Origin of the sequence: Pseudoalteromonas pernae, assembly GCF_039831865.1 — a bacterium.
GTDB lineage: Bacteria > Pseudomonadota > Gammaproteobacteria > Enterobacterales > Alteromonadaceae > Pseudoalteromonas > Pseudoalteromonas pernae.
On the sequence record NZ_JBDODM010000002.1, the window covers coordinates 814,154 to 831,928 of the forward strand.

Sequence of the window (17,775 nt, forward strand, 5' to 3'; positions counted from 1 at the left end):
TGCGTTTAGTTTATACCAATTGATTTAAGATTTTGACCACCGAATTAGAAATTAAATTGTCACGTGCAGCTCGCCGTTTATCTATGCTGGCAAAATTAGCATGCTAAATTGTACAAGGCTTTGATTAATCGCAAGCTTTACCCATACACATCCAGCCTATGATACAATTTACCCAGCCTTATTAGACCATTACACTGCTATGTCATATTGGTTATTGCTTTGCTGCTCGGTGGTAATATTTTTTGTGCTGTACGCAGTTCAGCCCCTACTTGCCTTATTTTCCGAGCAATACAACGTGAGTCCTGCAACAGCAGGGTCATTAATGACATTAACCATGTTGCCGCTGGCCATCGCTCCTTTGCTTTATGGCGTGTTGTTAAACCGCCGTAATTTATACAAGGTGTTGCAATGGATCATGGTGATCTTAGCGTTGAGTAATGCCCTCATTCCTTTCACAGAACAGTTTTGGCAATTGCAAACGCTCCGACTTATTCAGGGCATTGCCTTACCTGCAGCCCTTACGGCGATGACCGCAAGCATTGCCCTAAGATACAAAGACGCTGATATCAGCAGCAAAATGAGTGGTTATATCGGCAGTACAATTGCCGGCGGTTTTCTCGGAAGAGCGTTGGCGGCGGCATTCAGTGAATACATTAATTGGCAGAGCTTTTTTTGGTTTAATTCGGCGTTACTGATATTTTTGGCCCTGCTCATTCGCGCGAAAAAAAGCCCTATCCGTCAAGCTCATTCTCCACTGAGAGGGAATTTAAAAGCACTGGCCAATGCGCGTATAATGAGTTTGTACGCAGCGGTTTTCTGTATGTTTTTCTGCTTCGCCGCACTGCTGAACTACTTGCCATTTATCTTACGCAGCACCTATGCCATGACCAGTACTAAGAATATCGGCTTGGTCTACAGCGGCTATTTATTGGGGGCATTAGCCACCTTACTCACCCCTTACCTGCACAAACGTTGCAACAACTTATTTGGCTTTTTGGGCGCCATGTTTGTGTTCTACACGGTGACAATTGCCATGATGTACTGGCAACAATTTGAATTGTTCTTAATGGCCTTTACTTGCTTCTGCGCCTCTATGTTTATTATCCATGCCACCGCAGCACCTTTGGTCAACAAATTAAGTAGAGCCAGTGCAAGCTTAACCAATGGTGTGTATGTGTCATTTTATTACTGCGGCGGAGCCTTAGGTTCGTTTTTACCTGGATTGCTATATCAAGCTTATGGCGAGCGCGCATTTTTGACCTGCTTAGCCTTTGTGTGTCTGGCCGGTTACGCGTTTATCGTTGTTCCTGAGCGCCTAGCAACCTCCAGAACCAAAGGTTGATGCCCCCAATGCGCAAACAGTTGCAGCAATGCCGATTTAGGCATAAGCCAAGTTTGCTCGTTATCGAATGGATGGCAGTGGTACAAGGCATATTCATCAAAGCCCGCCCAAATTTGTTCATCAAGCCATAGCTCCACGTGGTGCTGTGGGTCATTCATTAATGCCAACATGGACACACAACCAGGTTGAACGCCGAGGTATTTTGCCAACCTTTCGTCCGATGCAAATCCCAAGCGAGATATTTGCTGCGCTTTGGATAACGCTTTGAGGTCGACCAAGGCATCATGCGCTGTGATCAGTAAAAAGTGCCGACGACCATAATTGTCGCGCAAAAAGAGGTTTTTCAGGCGAACACCCGGGCGATGTAATGCAATTTCATCGGCAGCTTGCGCGGTGGCCAATGGCGGATGTACAAGTTTCTCACAGTCTATCTTTAACTCAGCGAATAACGCTGATAATGCGTCAATATCTGCGGCCACTATTTGCAAGCTCCGCGCAACTGTACACTAAAATCTCGCCACAAAACTTCGTTAATATCATAACCGTCCGCACAATAATTTCGTTGTTGGAGCTCTTTTTTTAGCTCTTCCGCAGCCTCGTCCTCGAGCTGTAGCTTCAGTACTCGAGACTCATCGAAGTGCTCTTGTTCCAAATAGTCTTTAATCTGGCTGCGACTAACAGGCCTATCTAAACGTAGCCCTTTGCGCTTATTCGCCTTGACCGACATGACGTAGGCAAAGAGCTTTTCACCTTGCTCACCTGTTTTGTCGTAAAACTGCTTATTAACGATTTCATAGGGTGGTTCATCCGGCGATGAAGAGCATGCCGAAAGCACAAAACCGAGAATGACCACACTTAAAATTCTGACCATAATCTATACTAACTATCTGAGTGTTATCAGTTACTGTATCAAAGCAATGAAAGGATTTGGCACTTTATTAAAATTTTTTGTAGTTGAAGCTTGACCGCCACACAAAAATTTATAAAATACGCATCGTTCCTTCGGGAATATCCCAATGAAGTGGGGCTATAGCTCAGCTGGGAGAGCGCCTGCCTTGCACGCAGGAGGTCAGCAGTTCGATCCTGCTTAGCTCCACCACTTTCTTTTGGTTTACCCATTGTCGGCGTCCGACGTCCAAGCCCATCCCCCGGCTCGATATCCTTATCTCGCGTTCAAAACTAAAAAAGCGGTGCTTTTTTCGGGCGTTTTTCACCCTGCTTAGCTCCACCACTTTCTTTTGGTTACCCATTGTTGCCGTCAGGCGTCCAAGCCCATCCCCCGGCTCGATATCCTTATCTCGCGTTCAAAACTAAAAAAGCGGTGCTTTTTTCGGGCGTTTTTCACCCTGCTTAGCTCCACCACTTTCTTTTGGTTTACCCATTATTGCCGTCAGGCGTCCAAGCCCATCCCCCAGCTCGATATCCTTATCTCGCGTTCAAAACTAAAAAAACGGTGCTTTTTTCGGGCGTTTTTCACCCTGCTTAGCTCCACCACTTTCTTTTGATTTACCCATTGTTGCCGTCAGGCATCCAAGCCCATCCCCCGGCTCAAATATACACACATCATCTAAATCGCCTATTTCACCGCGTTAATGCTTACATCCGCTCGAAATAACTCTTATTATTAAGTTCTTACGCTTTAGAACAAATAATTTAAATGAGCCCCCATAAACAAAGCCTTATTTACCTTCATATTGCTGTATTGATGTTTGGTGGCACCGCGTTATTTGCCAAACTCATAAACCTATCAGCACTAGACATTACCGTATATCGCACGGCTATCGCCGCCGTGGCGTTAGGTGTACTACTGGCTTTTCAGGGTTCAAGATTGAAGTTATCGAGCGCGCGAGACTATCTCGTGGTGTTGATGCTTGGTGCGATTGTTGGGGTGCACTGGGTCACCTATTTCCAAGGCATGCAACTAGCAGGCGTTACCATTGGTATTATCGCCTTTTTCAGCTATCCGGTCTTAACCGTATTAATTGAGCCCTTGCTTAACCGCCAGTTGCCAAAGCTCAAAGACATCATCAGCGCAATGGTGGTGAGCTTGGGTATCTATTTGCTCGTCCCTGAAGCGAACCTCGGTAATGACGTGACCCTTGGGATTGTTACCGGCGTGTTCTCAGCGCTTTGTTTTGCCATGCGTAATATTCTTCAAAAGCGCTACTTTACCCACTATAGCGGCCCGCAAACCATGCTTTACCAAACAGCCATCGCATCTATTTTGCTATGTGCCTTTGTTGAAGTCCCTGTGTATGACATAGCTCAGCGAGATATTGCCCTGCTGCTGTTAGTCGGCATTATATTTACAGCAGCCCCGCATGCACTATTTGCAGCATCTTTGCGAGGATTGAGTGCAACCACAGCAGGATTAATCTCTTGCTTACAACCCTTGTACGCAACAATTTTGGCGTTTATGCTGCTACAAGAACGTCCTGATTTAGCAACGTTATTTGGCGGTTTGCTGGTCGTCAGCGCGGCTTTATTTGAAACTTGGTCAGTATCGAGGCAAAAAACATGAAAGTGTTTGCACATCGCGGAGCAAGCGGCAACTATCCAGAAAATACCCAGCTAGCCATAGAAAATGCGCTGCTTATTGGCGTAGATGGTATTGAAGTCGATTTGCAAAGTTGTTTGGATGATTATGTGATCATTCATGATTCTTGGTTGGATAGAACCACTTCAGGACAGGGCAAGGTTAATGCCACAGCCTACGCTGACATCCAAAACTTTGATGCGGGCCTCGGTCAACGCGTACCCGGGTTACAGGATGTTATAGGTTGGGTCGGAAATCAAACCATGCTTAACCTTGAGCTCAAGCACACATTCTCTCTCGATAAGCTAGTCGCCACACTTGAGCAAAGCGTTGCCGAGGGAAACTTACAACGCGAACAACTTATCGTCTCTTCTTTTGATCACCATCAACTCATGTGGTTGAAGCAGCACCTTCCTTGGGTGAAAATTGGCGCTTTAACATCATCGATTCCACTGGGCTATGCTGAATTTGCACAACGCTTAAATGCATTTAGCCTGCATGTGGATAAAAACTTTGTTAATCATGAATTTGTTGCAGATGCAAAGGCGAGAGGACTGGAGGTTTACGCATACACTGTCGATAAACCTCAAGACATCATCGCGATGAAAGAGCTTGGGCTGGACGGCGTGTTCACTAACTTTCCCTGCAACACAAAAATGGTCTTAGCCCAAGAAGCGTAAAGTCAGTGTTAGGTACGTGTCGGGCTGAGCTTATTATCAGTTCAGATCTGCACAGGTATTAAAGCTAAACACTTGAAAATATTTTGCTTTATACAATACTGAGCATGTTACCTCATGCTCAGTAAGCAGATGGAGCCACACCTAATGAGTTGGTTTATGCGCATTTACAATTTTATCGAACAAACTTTTTTCTTCACGCTAACGCGCAAGATTGTTGGGAATCTCGGGTTCCTATTCACTCTGCAACTGATCACACTGATTTGGCTATACAACGAATTAGAAGAAAAAGGAGTAGGTGCTCTACTACTGTTATCAGCGCTTATCTTCGCGGGCTTTATTTTCACTATTTTCTATATGCGTCATCTGATTGTGCGCCCCGTGCAAGCGATGCGTGACACCCTCATTGAAATCAACCAACAAGATGCTAACCTCAGCGCACACCTGCCGGAATTTACCTTTGATGAATTTCGCGAACTCAGTGAACAATATAACCACTTTGTACACCACCTTTCAGAATTGCTGGCAACCACTTATGAGGGCGCAACGCAAGCCGCGAGCAGCAATCAACAAGTAAACCTGTCAATGCAAAACACCGCTGACTTGGGTGCCCGACAATTGCAATTTAGTAATGAAATCGCCGCAAGCACTACGCAGGTCACCCACAGCTTAGAACAAATTGTTGCCAGTACAGATATGGTATTTAGCGCCAACAAGGAAAACCTCACATTCGTGCACTCCTCTTCGAAGGAACTCACGCAACTCGTCGGGCAAATTCAGCAAATTACCCATCTGCTCAGTCGCTTTGCAGACACAGTGGCAGGATTAAAAGAGAATTCAGAGAACATCCGTAATATTCTAAAAATGGTCGAAGGCTTTGCCGATCAAACCAATTTACTGGCATTGAACGCAGCTATTGAAGCAGCTCGCGCTGGTGAAGCTGGACGTGGGTTTGCCGTGGTGGCCGACGAAGTGCGTAGTTTATCGCTCAAAGTCAGCGACGCGACCGGACAAATCAGCGATTTCATTAGTCAAATGAACTCTCTCGTAGCTGATACCAATGAAGAGTCTGAGTTGCTGATTAACCACTCTTCGCAGGCAGAAGATGCTATTAACACGACAGCGAATGGTTTCGTACAATTGGTCGGTGATTTTGAGAAAAACCAACAGCAATTACAGGAAATTGTCGCGGCGGTCCATGAGCTTGAGCAAACCCAAGCGAATACCCAAATGTCGGTGGAGCAAATACGCAGCTTAGGTGAAGATGCCAAAACGCAAATTGACCAAGCAGCAGAGCAATGCGCGCGCTCTGAGCACCTTACGCGTACCACACAAAATGACTTGCAGCGCTTTGTGCAATAGCTGTAATAGTTTCAAGCATAAAAAAGCCAGACATTGTCTGGCTTTTTTGTTGCAATTATTTGGGTAACTTAAGCGATTAGTCGCGTACTTGGCCTACGCCATTAACCAGGTATTTCTCTGTTGTAAGAGACTCAAGTCCCATTGGTCCGTAAGCGTGCAACTTAGTGGTGGCAATACCAATTTCGGCACCAAGGCCAAGCTGTGAGCCATCAGAAAAACGCGAAGATGCATTGACCATAACCACAGATGCATCCACACTGCGTTGGAATAAAGCTGCTGCTTGCTCGTTCTGAGTACAAATCACTTCGGTGTGATAACTGCCAAAACGATCGATGTGTTCCACCGCACCATTAAAGTCAGGCACAATGCGCACAGCTATCTCAAGGTCGAGATACTCTTCACCAAACTCATCATCAGCGATAACATTCGCACCATCAAAATAGGTTGCAGCTTTTGCATCTGCGTTAATGCGCACACCCTTTTCTGCCAAAGCTTTCGCCGCCATAGGCAAAAATGCATCGGCAATATCTTGGTGCACAACCAGACCTTCTAGCGCATTACACACTCCAGTGCGTTGCGTTTTACCATTGAGCAACAAGTTCAATGCGATATCTAAATCCGCATCTTTATCTACATACAGGTGACAGACACCTTTAAAGTGTTGAATCACCGGGATCGTACTGTTTTCTGTAACGAAGTTAATTAAACCTTCACCACCGCGAGGAATAATTAAATCAATCGTGTCACGCTGCTGCATCAATTCCATCAGTAGACCACGGTCAGGATCTGGGATCACAGAAATCAATGCTGTAGGCAGATTATGCTGTTCAAGTACGCTGTGCAGTACAGAAGCGATGGCCATACTCGACCCTAGCGCCTCTTTACCACCACGTAAAATAACTGCATTACCCGATTTAAAGCATAAAGCGCCGGCGTCCGCTGTAACGTTCGGGCGCGCTTCGTAAATCATACAGATTACGCCAAGCGGCACACGCATCTTGTTAATTTTAATACCATTTGGGCGCTCGCCCATCGGACGAAGCTGACCCACAGGGTCATCTAGTTGCGCAATCACTTCAATGCCTTGCGCCATGTCTTCAATGCGCTCATCGGTCAATGTTAGGCGGTCAACCATGGCCGCAGGCAAATTGTTGTCTCGTGCATGGGCAAGATCGCTTTCATTCTCAGCTTTGATCTTGTCTTTGTTAGCGCGAAGCGCATTAGCCATATCTTTTAATACGGTGTTTTTACTCTGGGTATCAAGCAGCGCGAGAACCTTTGCGGCTTTCGCTGCTTGAGCTGAAATGTCCTTAATTAAACTCATGATTTCTCCAATACTGCTATATCTTCATCTGAAATAATTGGGCCGATAGAATCTTGTACTTCTTCGCTGAATTCACTGCTTTCGTTTTCAGCGATAAAGTTCAGTAAGCAACTGCTGTAGTTTGCCTTTGCTTTCGCTATCTTCGTACCGTCATCACTGCGCACTAAAATGGTATCTCCTACTGAGAATTCACCGCGAACCTCAATGATCTCATTTGGGTTAAGCTGCTCGCTGTTTTCGTCTAAAGGCTGATTAAAGTTGCCTTCAACGATGACCTCCCCCTGCTCACTTGCCGTATGTGTGCGCCAGTGAATAGCTTCTTGCATGGGTTTTTCATACGGCTTAAAGATAGTGCCCGGATTATCACCTTCAAGTAAACGATTAAATGTTTGTTCCTTAAAACCATTTAGAATAAAGGTAGTAATTCCGTGTGAAGTGGCTTTCTCTGCCGCTTCAATCTTAGTTTTCATACCGCCGGTACCAACAGCACTGGTGGCACAGCCAGCCATGGCATAAATATCTTCATTGATTTCATCAATCTCAGGCAACAACACAGCATCCGTATGAAGGTTCGGGTTTTTGTCGAACAAGCCATCGACATCCGAAAAAATCATAAGGGCATCAGCATCAGCGGCACCAGCCACCATTGCTGAAAGGTTATCGTTATCACCCACTTTGAGATCGTCCGTTGTTACCGTGTCGTTCTCATTGATAATTGGCAAGATACCGTGATCAAGCAAGGTGAAAATGGTTTCACGAATACTCTCGTAACGCTCTCGGTCACGTAAATCACCATGGGTCAATAAGATTTGCGCCGATGGAAAATCGAAGAAACGATCCCACATAGCCATCATCTCTGTTTGACCTGCAGCAGCCATTGCCTTTTTCAATGCCACAGAGCGAGGTTTATCTTCTGGAAACAGATGTGAACCCGCTGCTACTGAGCCAGATGATACCAATATCACTTCAATACCTTGTGCGCGACAGCGAACAATAAACTGAGCAATGGTGAGTAAATAGCGAGAACTACAGCCATTTTGCTCTGGTGCAATTAAGGCACTGCCGACTTTGAGTACGATGCGTTGCCATTTAAAATTTTGCATTCTGTAAATCTTCCTTACTAGCGTTAGCTAAGTTGCTCAAGTTTTTGCTCTGTCGCATAAAACGTCTCGCGCACCTGTGTGCTCGGCGCTTGTGAGAACTTACTCACCGCAACAATGGCAATTGAACTTGCAATAAAACCGGGAACAATTTCATACATCACACTACTTAGCGTGCTCCCGTCACTAAGTACTGGGGCGAAAATCCAAAACAATACAGTCGCAGCACCGACAATGATGCCAGCTAGCGCGCCTTGATAGGTCGTTTTCGACCAACACAAGCTGAATAACACCAGTGGTCCAAACGCCGCACCGAAACCAGCCCATGCATTACTTACCAATGAAAGTATGCTGTTTGACTTATCAAGGGCTAACAAGGTAGCTACCAGCGCTACAGCAAATACCCCTACGCGACCAATTTTTACCAGTGTCCCTTGTTCGATTTCCTTATTGCTGAATGCGCGATACACATCCTCAGTTAGCGAGCTTGAAGACACCAACAATTGCGAAGAAATGGTGCTCATAATTGCTGCCAAAATAGCCGCCAGTAGGAAACCACTGATCAACGGGTGAAATAAAATTTCTGAGAACAAAATAAAGATTGTCTCAGGGTCGTCCACTTGCAACCCAAATTGATTGGCATAGGCAACACCAACAAGACCCGTACCCAATGCGCCAATAATGGTCACTGTCATCCAGCTCATACCTATATTGCGGGCTGTTTTGATATCTGCTACCGAGCGAATTGCCATAAAACGCACAATGATATGTGGCTGGCCGAAATAGCCTAACCCCCATGCCAGACTCGACACTACACCCAATAAGGTAATGCTCTGCCACGACTCGCTCCAACTTGGAATAGTTTGCTGCGCAGCGTCGAGCATTTGCGCAGAGCTATCGAACTGCGTATAGGCAACAATGGGCACTAAAATCAGCGCCACAAACATAATGCAGCCTTGCACAAAGTCCGTCATGCTCACAGCCAAAAAGCCACCTAGTAAGGTATAAGCAACCACCACAGATACGGTCACGATAAGACCGATGTGATAACTCAAACCAAAAGCCGACTCGAATAACTTACCGCCAGCGACAAGCCCAGCTGACGTGTACAAGGTGAAAAACAAGATAATAACCGCAGCTGAAATCACGCGAATTGCGCTCTTGTTACGATTAAAACGTTTATCAAAAAAGTCCGGCAGCGTTAGGGCATCATCAGCCATTTCGGTGTAAACACGCAGCCTTGGCGCCACCAGCATGTAGTTTGCAAATGCCCCAACGACAAGACCTACTGCTATCCACACTGTGTCGAAACCACTTAGAAACATAGCCCCTGGTAAGCCCATTAACATCCAGCCACTCATATCTGACGCACCTGCGGACAACGCGGTTACATGCGGACTGACTTTGCGGCCACCAAGAATGTAGCCAGAAATATCACTTGTAGAATTGCGATAAGCAAACAAGCCAATGCCAAGCATGGCAATGAAATACAAAGCTAAAGAGAGGTATGTATAAAAATGCATTCCTTATCTTCCTGTTCGCCAAGACGGCGGACTTTGCTTTGGGAACAAAAAAACCGCTCTATCAGAGCGCCTATTTTTACATGTGTTTTGCCCTGCCCGAGTACTCGTTTGCAGTACAGGCATGGCATGTCCCAAAAGGTTAAAAGGAAAGCACTAACAGTTGTGGTTTACGTAACAGTGTTACGGTTTGATGCATAAAACATCAATGGAAAACCACAATTAATTAGCACTCTAATGTTTAGTTCACGAAGCATATTATGCGGATACAGCGCGAAAGATCAAGATAAACCCTCATATTATGGGTATTCATGGTCTTTATAACAGGAAAGAAAAGATAATTACGCATATAAAAAAGACTGTCAGGCTGGTTTAAACCAACCAAGATACTTTCAACTGAAACAATTAACCAATAAACACTTTTTAATTTATGCGCACGCTGAGTACGATTATTTTAATTCAACAATCTATGCCCATTTTAGTGACAGGACGTTGTTATTGCTGCATGCTTGCCTCATACTTAAGTTTCATGGATAGACTACAAGGGTCTTTATGTCAGCAATTTACATTGCAGGTATTGCGTTATGTAGCGTAATTGCACAGTGGCTTGCTTGGACTTTCCGCGTCCCTGCAATTCTGTTTCTTCTTCTTACTGGCTTATTACTTGGGCCCGCAACTTCTTATTTAAAACCAGACGAACTATTGGGAGATTTGCTCTTCCCCGTAGTGTCGTTATCAGTTGCGGTCATCTTGTTTGAAGGCGCACTGACCCTGCACTTTCGCGAACTCAAAGGGATCGGCAAAGTCGTCCGAAATTTATGCTCAATAGGCATGATTGCGACTTTTGCTGTTATCAGTACCAGCGCCTATTGGTTACTAGACTTAGATTGGCGCGTGGCTGCAGTACTCGGCGCTGTACTTGTAGTGACGGGGCCTACGGTCATTGCCCCACTACTCAACGCCATGCGTCCAACTGAAGATATTGATAGAGTCTTACGCTGGGAAGGGATTGTTATCGACCCAATCGGTGCGCTCTTTGCCGTATTGGTGTTCGAAGCCGTTATGCTTGTGGGTACGAGTGGTGGCGTATTCAGCCATACCATCGGAGCCTTAGTCACTACGCTGAGCGTGGGCTTTTCTCTAGGTGCTGCCGCTGGTTGGATTACGACCCAGCTTATTCGTCGAGAGTGGCTGCCCTACGAACTACATAAATTCTTCATTCTTGCCTTGGTACTTATCAGTTTTACGGTATCAAACCACCTTAGCCATGAATCAGGTCTACTTGCAGTAACTGTATTTGGGATTTGGCTAGCAAACCAAGATGATTTGGAAATAGATTCGGTGTTGGAGTTTAAAGAAGACTTATCCATGATTCTTATCTCCACCCTATTCATTTTGCTTGCGGCCCGCTTAGAGCTTGATGACTTGCTGGCGCTTGATAGCCAAGTGTTTATCTTCCTTGCTATCGTGTTATTCATAGCAAGGCCGCTGAACATTCTACTTTCTACCTATGGCAGTGACCTCCCCCTGAAGTCACGCCTCATGCTTGCGTGGATAGCTCCTAGAGGTATTGTTGCGGCAGCGGTTGGCTCTGTATTCGCCCTTAGTATGGCTGAAGCCGGTATTTTTGATGCCAACAAAATGGTGCCGCTGATTTTCACGGTGATCATCGTAACTGTGGTGTTAAATAGCCTCACAGCGGTCCCGCTCGCTAAATTGCTTGGAGTGCGCCAGCCCGCCCCATCAACCATCCTTATTATTGGTGCTAACCATGTGTCACGTGCCATCGCGCGCGGTTTGCAAGAGCAAGAAATCGACGTGCATTTATCTGACCCGGCATGGGAAAACTGTAAGATGGCACGTATGGATGGCTTGCCCTGCTATTACGGCAATCCGCAATCTGAGCACGCAGAGCGCTACTTACCACTTACTAGTTTGAGTAAGGTCATCGCCTTGTCGCCAAACCGTCATCACAATGCACTTGGGATTCAATATTTCAGCCACTTGCTGGGTGAGAACAAGGTATTCTCTTTACGCTCATCACAGAACCATGCGAAGGCAAACAAAGACAGTGCAACCTTCTTATCTCGTCAGATTTTATTCGGTGAGAATGGCTCTTACGCCAAGCTCAGCAGCTTAATCGCCAAAGGCGGTAAAGTAAGCTCAACACGTCTGAGTGAGGAGTTTGATTGGGAGAAATACCAAGAGATGAATAGCGAGGCAATCCCGTTGTTCATTATTGGCGCCGAAAAGATGGTGCGTATCATTACGATTGAGATGGAACGCCCACCTGAAGCTGGCGAAAAGATTGTTGCGCTACAGCCGCCAAAAATGTCGGTGATCAAAGATGCGCAACAAGTGCCAACAACAAAGAACCCACAAATACCAACAGCAAAAAGCCCGACATAATGTCGGGCTTTGTCTATACCTGAAGAGTAACGGCACAACCCTTTACTCTTTAATTTCTGCCCTTGCCAAATAATCTCAAGCACATAACAGTGCTTAGGGTCTCTGTCCTCCTACTAACATGTATTTCAGGCAACAAAAAACCCGACACTAGGTCGGGCTTTTTAGCATATGCTTTTAAACGGTAAATCAGATTACTTGATTTTCGCTTCTTTGAAGATCACGTGCTTACGAGCTTTAGGGTCGTATTTTTTGATCTCCATTTTTTCAGGCATGTTACGCTTGTTCTTGTCGGTAGTGTAGAAATAACCAGTACCGGCAGTTGAAACTAGACGAATCTTATCACGCATGACTCAGGCTCCTTAAACTTTTTCGCCGCGAGCACGGATTTCAGTAAGTACCGCGTCGATGCCTTTTTTGTCGATGATACGCATACCTTTAGTAGTAGTACGTAGTGATACAAAGCGTTTTTCACTTTCAACCCAAAAACGGTGTGTTTGTAGGTTAGGTAGGAAACGACGCTTAGTCGCGTTGCGCGCGTGTGAGCGGTGGTTACCTACCACTGGGCGCTTACCTGTAACTTGACAGACTTTAGACATGTCTATTTATCTCCAATAACTTCGCTCGAGCTTAATTTTCCCTTATGGCCTTTTTGTATACTGCCCCGGGATAAATCGAAGGGCGCTCTTTATACAGCATAGACAGGCAAAGATCAAGAAATCTGATCTAAGAATCAGCTCATGTATGAATTTTGATAGCGGCTAATTATAGAGATCTAGGCAGCAAAGGGAAAGCAAAAACTGCATTTAAATTGCACTAAACGATGGCATCTTTACCACATCATGTCTCTTTGACTATAAAGACGATTTAAATGAGTCCGAGTTCAGCAAATGAGACGCTCTGACTACCACCCACGATTATGTGATCAAGAACGCGAATATCTACCAAGGACAATCCTTGTATCAGCTTGTTTGTTATCAATTTATCTGCCTGACTCGGCTCAGCCACACCACTGGGATGATTGTGCGCAAAAATGAGTGATGCAGCGTTATATTGCAGCGCCGCCTTGATCACTTCACGCGGGTACACAGAAGCAGCATCCAATGTGCCTCTAAATAATATTTCTTGTGTGATGAGTCGATTTTGCGAATCTAAAAACAACACCAAGAACACTTCGCGCTGTAATCCCTTTAGTTCAAGCTTGAGGTAATCGGAGACCGACTGCACTGAAGTGAACACGGTTTCTCGCTGCAAATCACAGAGCAAATGTCGCTTTGCTAATTCGATAGCCGCTTGGAGTTGGGTATATTTTGCAGTGCCCATTCCCATTAACTGGCAAAAATCATCATGGCTCGCACTGAGCAAAGCAGACAGCCCCTGGCTATGATTAAGCACTTGCTGAGCAAGTTCAATGGCATTCACACCTCGAATACCGGTGCGAAAAAAGATTGCCAGCAATTCAGCATCGCTGAGGGATTGAGCTCCTTGGCTCAAAAGCTTTTCCCGAGGCCTTTGTTGCTCGGGTATGTCCATTAGTCGCATAAGCACTCCTTGCTTGCTACCTTAGCTAAACTATAGTGCAAAGACGTGACATCTGGTATCTTTTACAGCATGTTAGGTACCTGATACCGCTATAAGATTTATATAAGATTACTGCTCGATATGCTTAATAAAAAAGTGGTCCTTGGGATCAGCGGTGGTATTGCCGCTTACAAATGTGCTGAATTGACTCGTCGTTTGAAAGAACGAGGCTGCGAAGTAAAGGTCGTGATGACCCAAAGCGCTAAGCACTTTATTACCCCATTAACGATGCAAGCTGTATCGAGCGAAATGGTGTCTGATTCACTACTCGATCCACAAGCTGAAGCAGCGATGGGCCACATTGAGTTCGCGAAGTGGGCAGATCTTATTCTCGTTGCACCGGCCACCGCCAATATCATTGCCAAAATGGCCGCCGGCATTGCCGATGATTTACTTACTACCTTATTACTGGCAACAGATGCTGAAGTTGCTATTGCCCCAGCGATGAATCAGCAAATGTATGCCCACCCTGCAACCAAAACAAACTTAGCCACCCTTGAGCAACGTGGCGTCAAAATTTGGGGCCCAGGTAGCGGCGAGCAAGCCTGTGGTGATGTGGGCGCTGGTCGTATGCTTGAGCCAATGGAATTGGTGGAACTAGTATGTCAGGAACCAAATGAACAAGTATTACTTGGAAAAACCGTGACAATCACCGCTGGACCAACCCGTGAAGCGCTCGACCCAGTGCGTTATATTTCAAATCACAGCTCAGGCAAAATGGGTTATGCCTTGGCCGAAGCGGCATTAGCATTGGGTGCAAAAGTAAACCTGATCTCAGGCCCTGTGACATTGACCGCCCCCATAAAAAGCCAACTTTATCCGGTGCAAAGCGCACAGCAGATGCATCAACAAGCCATGGCTTTAGCCCCACAATCTGATGTATTTATTGGCTGTGCAGCCGTTGCTGATTATCGTGCTGCGGACATCGCCGAGCAAAAAATGAAAAAGCAAGGTGATGAGCTCACTCTCACTTTGGTCAAAAACCCTGACATCATTGCCGATGTTGCAGCACTCAAAGCTAATCGCCCATTTACCGTTGGATTTGCAGCCGAAACGCAAGATGTTGCAACCTACGCTAAGGGCAAACTCAAAAATAAAAACTTAGATATGATTTGTGCGAATGACGTCTCTGTTCAAGGCCAAGGATTCAATAGCGACGAAAATGCCCTTACCCTATTTAGTGCCGATAGTGAGACAAGCTTAGGCCTAACAGACAAGCGTAAGTTAGCACTCACTGTCATGAAAGAGATTGCAACAAAGTTAATTTAAAGCAATTAAAAGACTGGAAAGGGATTTCAGAAACCATTAATATGGCGTTCATAATAAAGGTCAACGACCACTAAAAGCATTATTAAGGAACGTCATGGCTGCTACTCGTCGCACTAATCGTAAAGAGCAGATTCTGCAATCACTCGCGCAAATGTTGGAGACCAGTCCGGGTCAACGTATTACCACTGCGAAACTCGCCGCTGAAGTCGGCGTATCTGAAGCAGCCCTCTATCGTCACTTCCCAAGTAAAGCACGTATGTTCGAAGGACTTATTGAGTTTATCGAAGATACCTTACTCTCGCGTATCAACATCATCCTAGAGAATGAAAAAGAAACGCAAAGCCGTGTCTACAATATATTGATGCTGCTTTTGGCATTTGCTGAGAAAAACCCAGGGATTACGCGGATTCTTACCGGTGATGCGCTACAAGGTGAAAACGAGCGTCTTCGTGAGCGTATCCAGAGCTTATTCGAAAAACTCGAAACGCAATTCAAGCAAGTGCTACGTGAGCGCAAATTACGCGAAGGTAAAGCCTTTGCCAGCGATGAAGGCACACTCGCTAATTTATTCTTGGCGTACGTTGAAGGGAAAATGAACCAATTTGTGCGTTCAAACTTCACCGCTAAGCCAAGTGCACAATTTGAGAAGCAGTGGCAAGAGTTACAGAAAATCTGGTTATAAGCTCAGTCTTGGTGCTGGTCAGGCAATGGCCAGCGTTGCATTTCTATCAGCCTCGATTGCGTTCGCGCATATTCAAATGCCAACCGCTCACCTTGATATAATTGATCAATATCCGCATGTGCAGCAATAACGATAAGCTTGCCGTTATCATAAAACTCATCGACTAGGGCAATAAAACGCCTAGCCTCATCATCATAAACAGAGCTGTTAATTGCATCACGCTCACGAATATAACCTTCTTCTACGCCCTGAACCGTGTGTTGTTGCAATGCTTGCATTCCCATAGCGGGCACATTATCGACGTACAGCACATTGAACTCTTGCGCCAGTACCATGTAATCGGCGCTTGCCCTGCCCAATCCACATAATTCAAAGAAGTCGATACATCCAGCACTAGCCGACAAGCCTAAAAACTGGATCTTACGGTGATGTACAGTCAGTGAGCGGCTTTGTTGCGAAGTGCCCTGCTCTTTCTCAAATCGTTGTATAAGAACATCAGGACGGTATTGAAAATAATGGGAAAATCCAGCAAATCCTTGCAGGCGATAATCTTGTTCCCCGCTGACATCATACACATCACAATGGGCTTCTAGTAAAGCAATGGTCGGCAGGAAACGACTGCGCTGCAAGCCATTACGGTATAAGTGCTGCGGCTCACAGTTGCTGGTTGCCACCAGCACCACACCATGTGCGAATAGCGCTTCAAATAACCGGGCCATGATCATGGCATCACCGATATCGGTGACAAAAAACTCATCAAAACACAGTAACCGAGTATCCACAGCATACTCTTTTGCGATGCGTTGCATCGGGTTCTTTTGCCCTTGCAAAGCCTGCAAACGCTCATGAACCCAAGCCATAAAATGATGGAAATGCAGGCGCTGTTTGTTGGTAATGGCCACATGAGCAAAGAATAAATCCATAATCATGGATTTACCTCGGCCTACGGGACCAAATAAATACACGCCTTTGATTCGCTTTTTACGTTGCCAAAAGAAGCTGGACTTGGCGGCTGCACTTTCAAGTTGTTGCGCCAACTCAGATAAGCGCTCAAGTGCACTGAGCTGCGCAGCGTCAGGCACTATCTTTTGCGACGCAACGAGCTGGTTATATTGACCAATGATTTTGTTCAAGTCTGCTGTTTTCGCTCTCTGGCATAGGCTATACTCGCGCCATTGTAACCAAGTTTAAGTCCATGCCCAATGAAGTTCCCTTGCCGTTTAGATAAGTTTATTAGCAACCTAGCTGAAATACCTCGTACGCATGCCAAAGCGGCAATTAAAAAAAAGCGTGTCACCGTTAACGGCGAAGTCACTAGACAGCTTGATAAACAAGTGACTGAGCAGGACGAAATCATGCTCGATGGTGAGGTGATTACTTATCAAGGATTACGTTACATCATGCTCAATAAACCAGAGGGCTATGTGTGTGCCAACAGTGACGATTTGCATGACACCGTGTTGGACTTGCTGGATGAGCCTAATATGAGCGAACTGCATATCGCCGGTCGATTGGATATAGACACAACGGGTTTGGTGCTAATCAGCAACGATGGCCAATGGACTCACCAAATCACGAGCCCGAAAAAGCAAAAGTACAAGACCTACTTGGCTGAAATTGCTCAGCCTTTAGAAGATGCTGATATTGAAGCGCTGGAAACAGGTGTGCAACTGCATGGTGAGCGCGAACTAACTCTGCCTGCCAAAGTAGAAGTGATAGCGCCATACCAAATCAGGTTACACATCGTGGAAGGTAAATATCACCAAGTGAAGCGCATGCTTGCAGCGGTGGGTAATAAGGTTGTTACTCTGCATCGTGAATCGATTGCGGGGATCGCGCTAGATGATGACCTTGCACCAGGCGAGTACCGCTTTTTGACTGAGCAAGAAGTGACGTCAGTTTTATAACTTATTGTTGTTCCTAAAAAAGATTATTAGATTTTTTCATCTCTCGAATATCCGTTTTCGACGTTTTGC

At 45.6% G+C, this 17,775-nt stretch carries 17 protein-coding genes and 1 tRNA gene; 9 read left to right on the top strand and 9 right to left on the bottom strand.

The genetic code is table 11. The annotated features are described in order from the left end of the window. The first annotated feature begins 199 nt into the window (after positions 1-199). Complete coding sequence (locus tag V1358_RS07900; RefSeq protein WP_347393128.1) at positions 200-1,342, top strand: MFS transporter; 1,143 nt, start codon at positions 200-202, stop codon at positions 1,340-1,342. Here the strand turns inward: V1358_RS07900 and V1358_RS07905 are convergent. Together V1358_RS07905 and V1358_RS07910 are read right to left on the bottom strand one after the other, a co-directional pair. Then, positions 1,288-1,821, bottom strand: coding sequence for a prolyl-tRNA synthetase associated domain-containing protein (locus V1358_RS07905; RefSeq protein WP_347393129.1), 534 nt, complete (start codon positions 1,819-1,821; stop codon positions 1,288-1,290). The genes V1358_RS07900 and V1358_RS07905 overlap by 55 nt on opposite strands. Then, a complete protein-coding gene (locus V1358_RS07910) occupies positions 1,821-2,213 on the bottom strand; it encodes a hypothetical protein (RefSeq protein ID WP_347390310.1) in 393 nt (130 codons plus the stop codon). Before V1358_RS07910 ends, V1358_RS07905 begins: the two co-directional genes overlap by 1 nt. Positions 2,214-2,365: 152 nt before the next feature. On the opposite strand from V1358_RS07910, the gene V1358_RS07915 reads away from it, so the two are divergent. The 4 genes from V1358_RS07915 to V1358_RS07930 all read left to right on the top strand — a co-directional run bounded on the left by V1358_RS07915 (position 2,366) and on the right by V1358_RS07930 (position 5,917). Further along, a tRNA-Ala gene (locus tag V1358_RS07915) sits at positions 2,366-2,441 on the top strand. 558 nt (positions 2,442-2,999) lie between these two features. Further along, a complete protein-coding gene (locus tag V1358_RS07920; RefSeq protein WP_347393130.1) occupies positions 3,000-3,863 on the top strand; it encodes a DMT family transporter in 864 nt (287 codons plus the stop codon). Beyond that, a complete protein-coding gene (locus V1358_RS07925; RefSeq protein ID WP_347390308.1) occupies positions 3,860-4,558 on the top strand; it encodes a glycerophosphodiester phosphodiesterase in 699 nt (232 codons plus the stop codon). The genes V1358_RS07920 and V1358_RS07925 overlap by 4 nt, the downstream gene beginning before the upstream one ends. A 144-nt stretch (positions 4,559-4,702) precedes the next feature. Continuing rightward, positions 4,703-5,917, top strand: a complete 1,215-nt coding sequence (locus tag V1358_RS07930) for a methyl-accepting chemotaxis protein (protein WP_347390307.1) — start codon at positions 4,703-4,705, stop codon at positions 5,915-5,917. 76 nt (positions 5,918-5,993) lie between these two features. Here V1358_RS07930 and V1358_RS07935 read toward each other — a convergent pair whose 3' ends face one another. From V1358_RS07935 to putP, 3 genes are read right to left on the bottom strand one after another with little or no spacing between them, the layout of a single operon-like run. Then, positions 5,994-7,241, bottom strand: a complete 1,248-nt coding sequence (locus tag V1358_RS07935) for a glutamate-5-semialdehyde dehydrogenase (RefSeq protein ID WP_347390306.1) — start codon at positions 7,239-7,241, stop codon at positions 5,994-5,996. After that, a complete protein-coding gene (proB, locus tag V1358_RS07940) occupies positions 7,238-8,344 on the bottom strand; it encodes a glutamate 5-kinase (protein ID WP_347390305.1) in 1,107 nt (368 codons plus the stop codon). Before proB ends, V1358_RS07935 begins: the two co-directional genes overlap by 4 nt. A 23-nt stretch (positions 8,345-8,367) precedes the next feature. Next, positions 8,368-9,864 carry a sodium/proline symporter PutP gene (gene putP, locus V1358_RS07945; RefSeq protein WP_347393131.1) on the bottom strand — a complete coding sequence of 499 codons (1,497 nt, stop codon included), beginning with the start codon at positions 9,862-9,864 and terminating at the stop codon, positions 8,368-8,370. A 549-nt stretch (positions 9,865-10,413) separates the two neighbouring features. Here putP and V1358_RS07950 point away from each other — a divergent pair. Next, positions 10,414-12,270: a cation:proton antiporter gene (locus V1358_RS07950; RefSeq protein WP_347390303.1), complete on the top strand. Its 1,857-nt coding sequence runs from the start codon at positions 10,414-10,416 to the stop codon at positions 12,268-12,270. 191 nt (positions 12,271-12,461) lie between these two features. On the opposite strand, the gene rpmG is transcribed toward V1358_RS07950, so the two are convergent. The 3 genes from rpmG to radC all read right to left on the bottom strand — a co-directional run bounded on the left by rpmG (position 12,462) and on the right by radC (position 13,809). Beyond that, complete coding sequence (gene rpmG / locus V1358_RS07955; RefSeq protein ID WP_099643121.1) at positions 12,462-12,617, bottom strand: 50S ribosomal protein L33; 156 nt, start codon at positions 12,615-12,617, stop codon at positions 12,462-12,464. A gap of 12 nt (positions 12,618-12,629) precedes the next feature. Next, positions 12,630-12,866, bottom strand: coding sequence for a 50S ribosomal protein L28 (rpmB, locus tag V1358_RS07960; protein ID WP_010364213.1), 237 nt, complete (start codon positions 12,864-12,866; stop codon positions 12,630-12,632). Between the two features lie 268 nt (positions 12,867-13,134). Then, entirely contained in the window at positions 13,135-13,809 is a 675-nt protein-coding gene (gene radC, locus V1358_RS07965) for a RadC family protein (RefSeq protein ID WP_347390302.1), read from the bottom strand. Between the two features lie 120 nt (positions 13,810-13,929). Between radC and coaBC the strand changes: the two genes are divergently transcribed. Further along, entirely contained in the window at positions 13,930-15,117 is a 1,188-nt protein-coding gene (coaBC, locus tag V1358_RS07970) for a bifunctional phosphopantothenoylcysteine decarboxylase/phosphopantothenate--cysteine ligase CoaBC (protein WP_440589873.1), read from the top strand. A gap of 94 nt (positions 15,118-15,211) precedes the next feature. Beyond that, complete coding sequence (gene slmA / locus V1358_RS07975) at positions 15,212-15,799, top strand: nucleoid occlusion factor SlmA (RefSeq protein ID WP_347390301.1); 588 nt, start codon at positions 15,212-15,214, stop codon at positions 15,797-15,799. 2 nt (positions 15,800-15,801) lie between these two features. Here the strand turns inward: slmA and zapE are convergent, their stop codons facing one another. Further along, positions 15,802-16,932 carry a cell division protein ZapE gene (gene zapE, locus V1358_RS07980; RefSeq protein WP_347393132.1) on the bottom strand — a complete coding sequence of 377 codons (1,131 nt, stop codon included), beginning with the start codon at positions 16,930-16,932 and terminating at the stop codon, positions 15,802-15,804. Positions 16,933-17,001: 69 nt separating this feature from the next. On the opposite strand from zapE, the gene rsuA reads away from it, so the two are divergent. Beyond that, the gene (gene rsuA / locus V1358_RS07985; protein ID WP_347393133.1) at positions 17,002-17,706 is read left to right on the top strand and encodes a 16S rRNA pseudouridine(516) synthase RsuA; all 705 of its coding nucleotides are present in this window, start codon (positions 17,002-17,004) and stop codon (positions 17,704-17,706) included. The last annotated feature ends 69 nt before the right edge of the window (positions 17,707-17,775 follow it).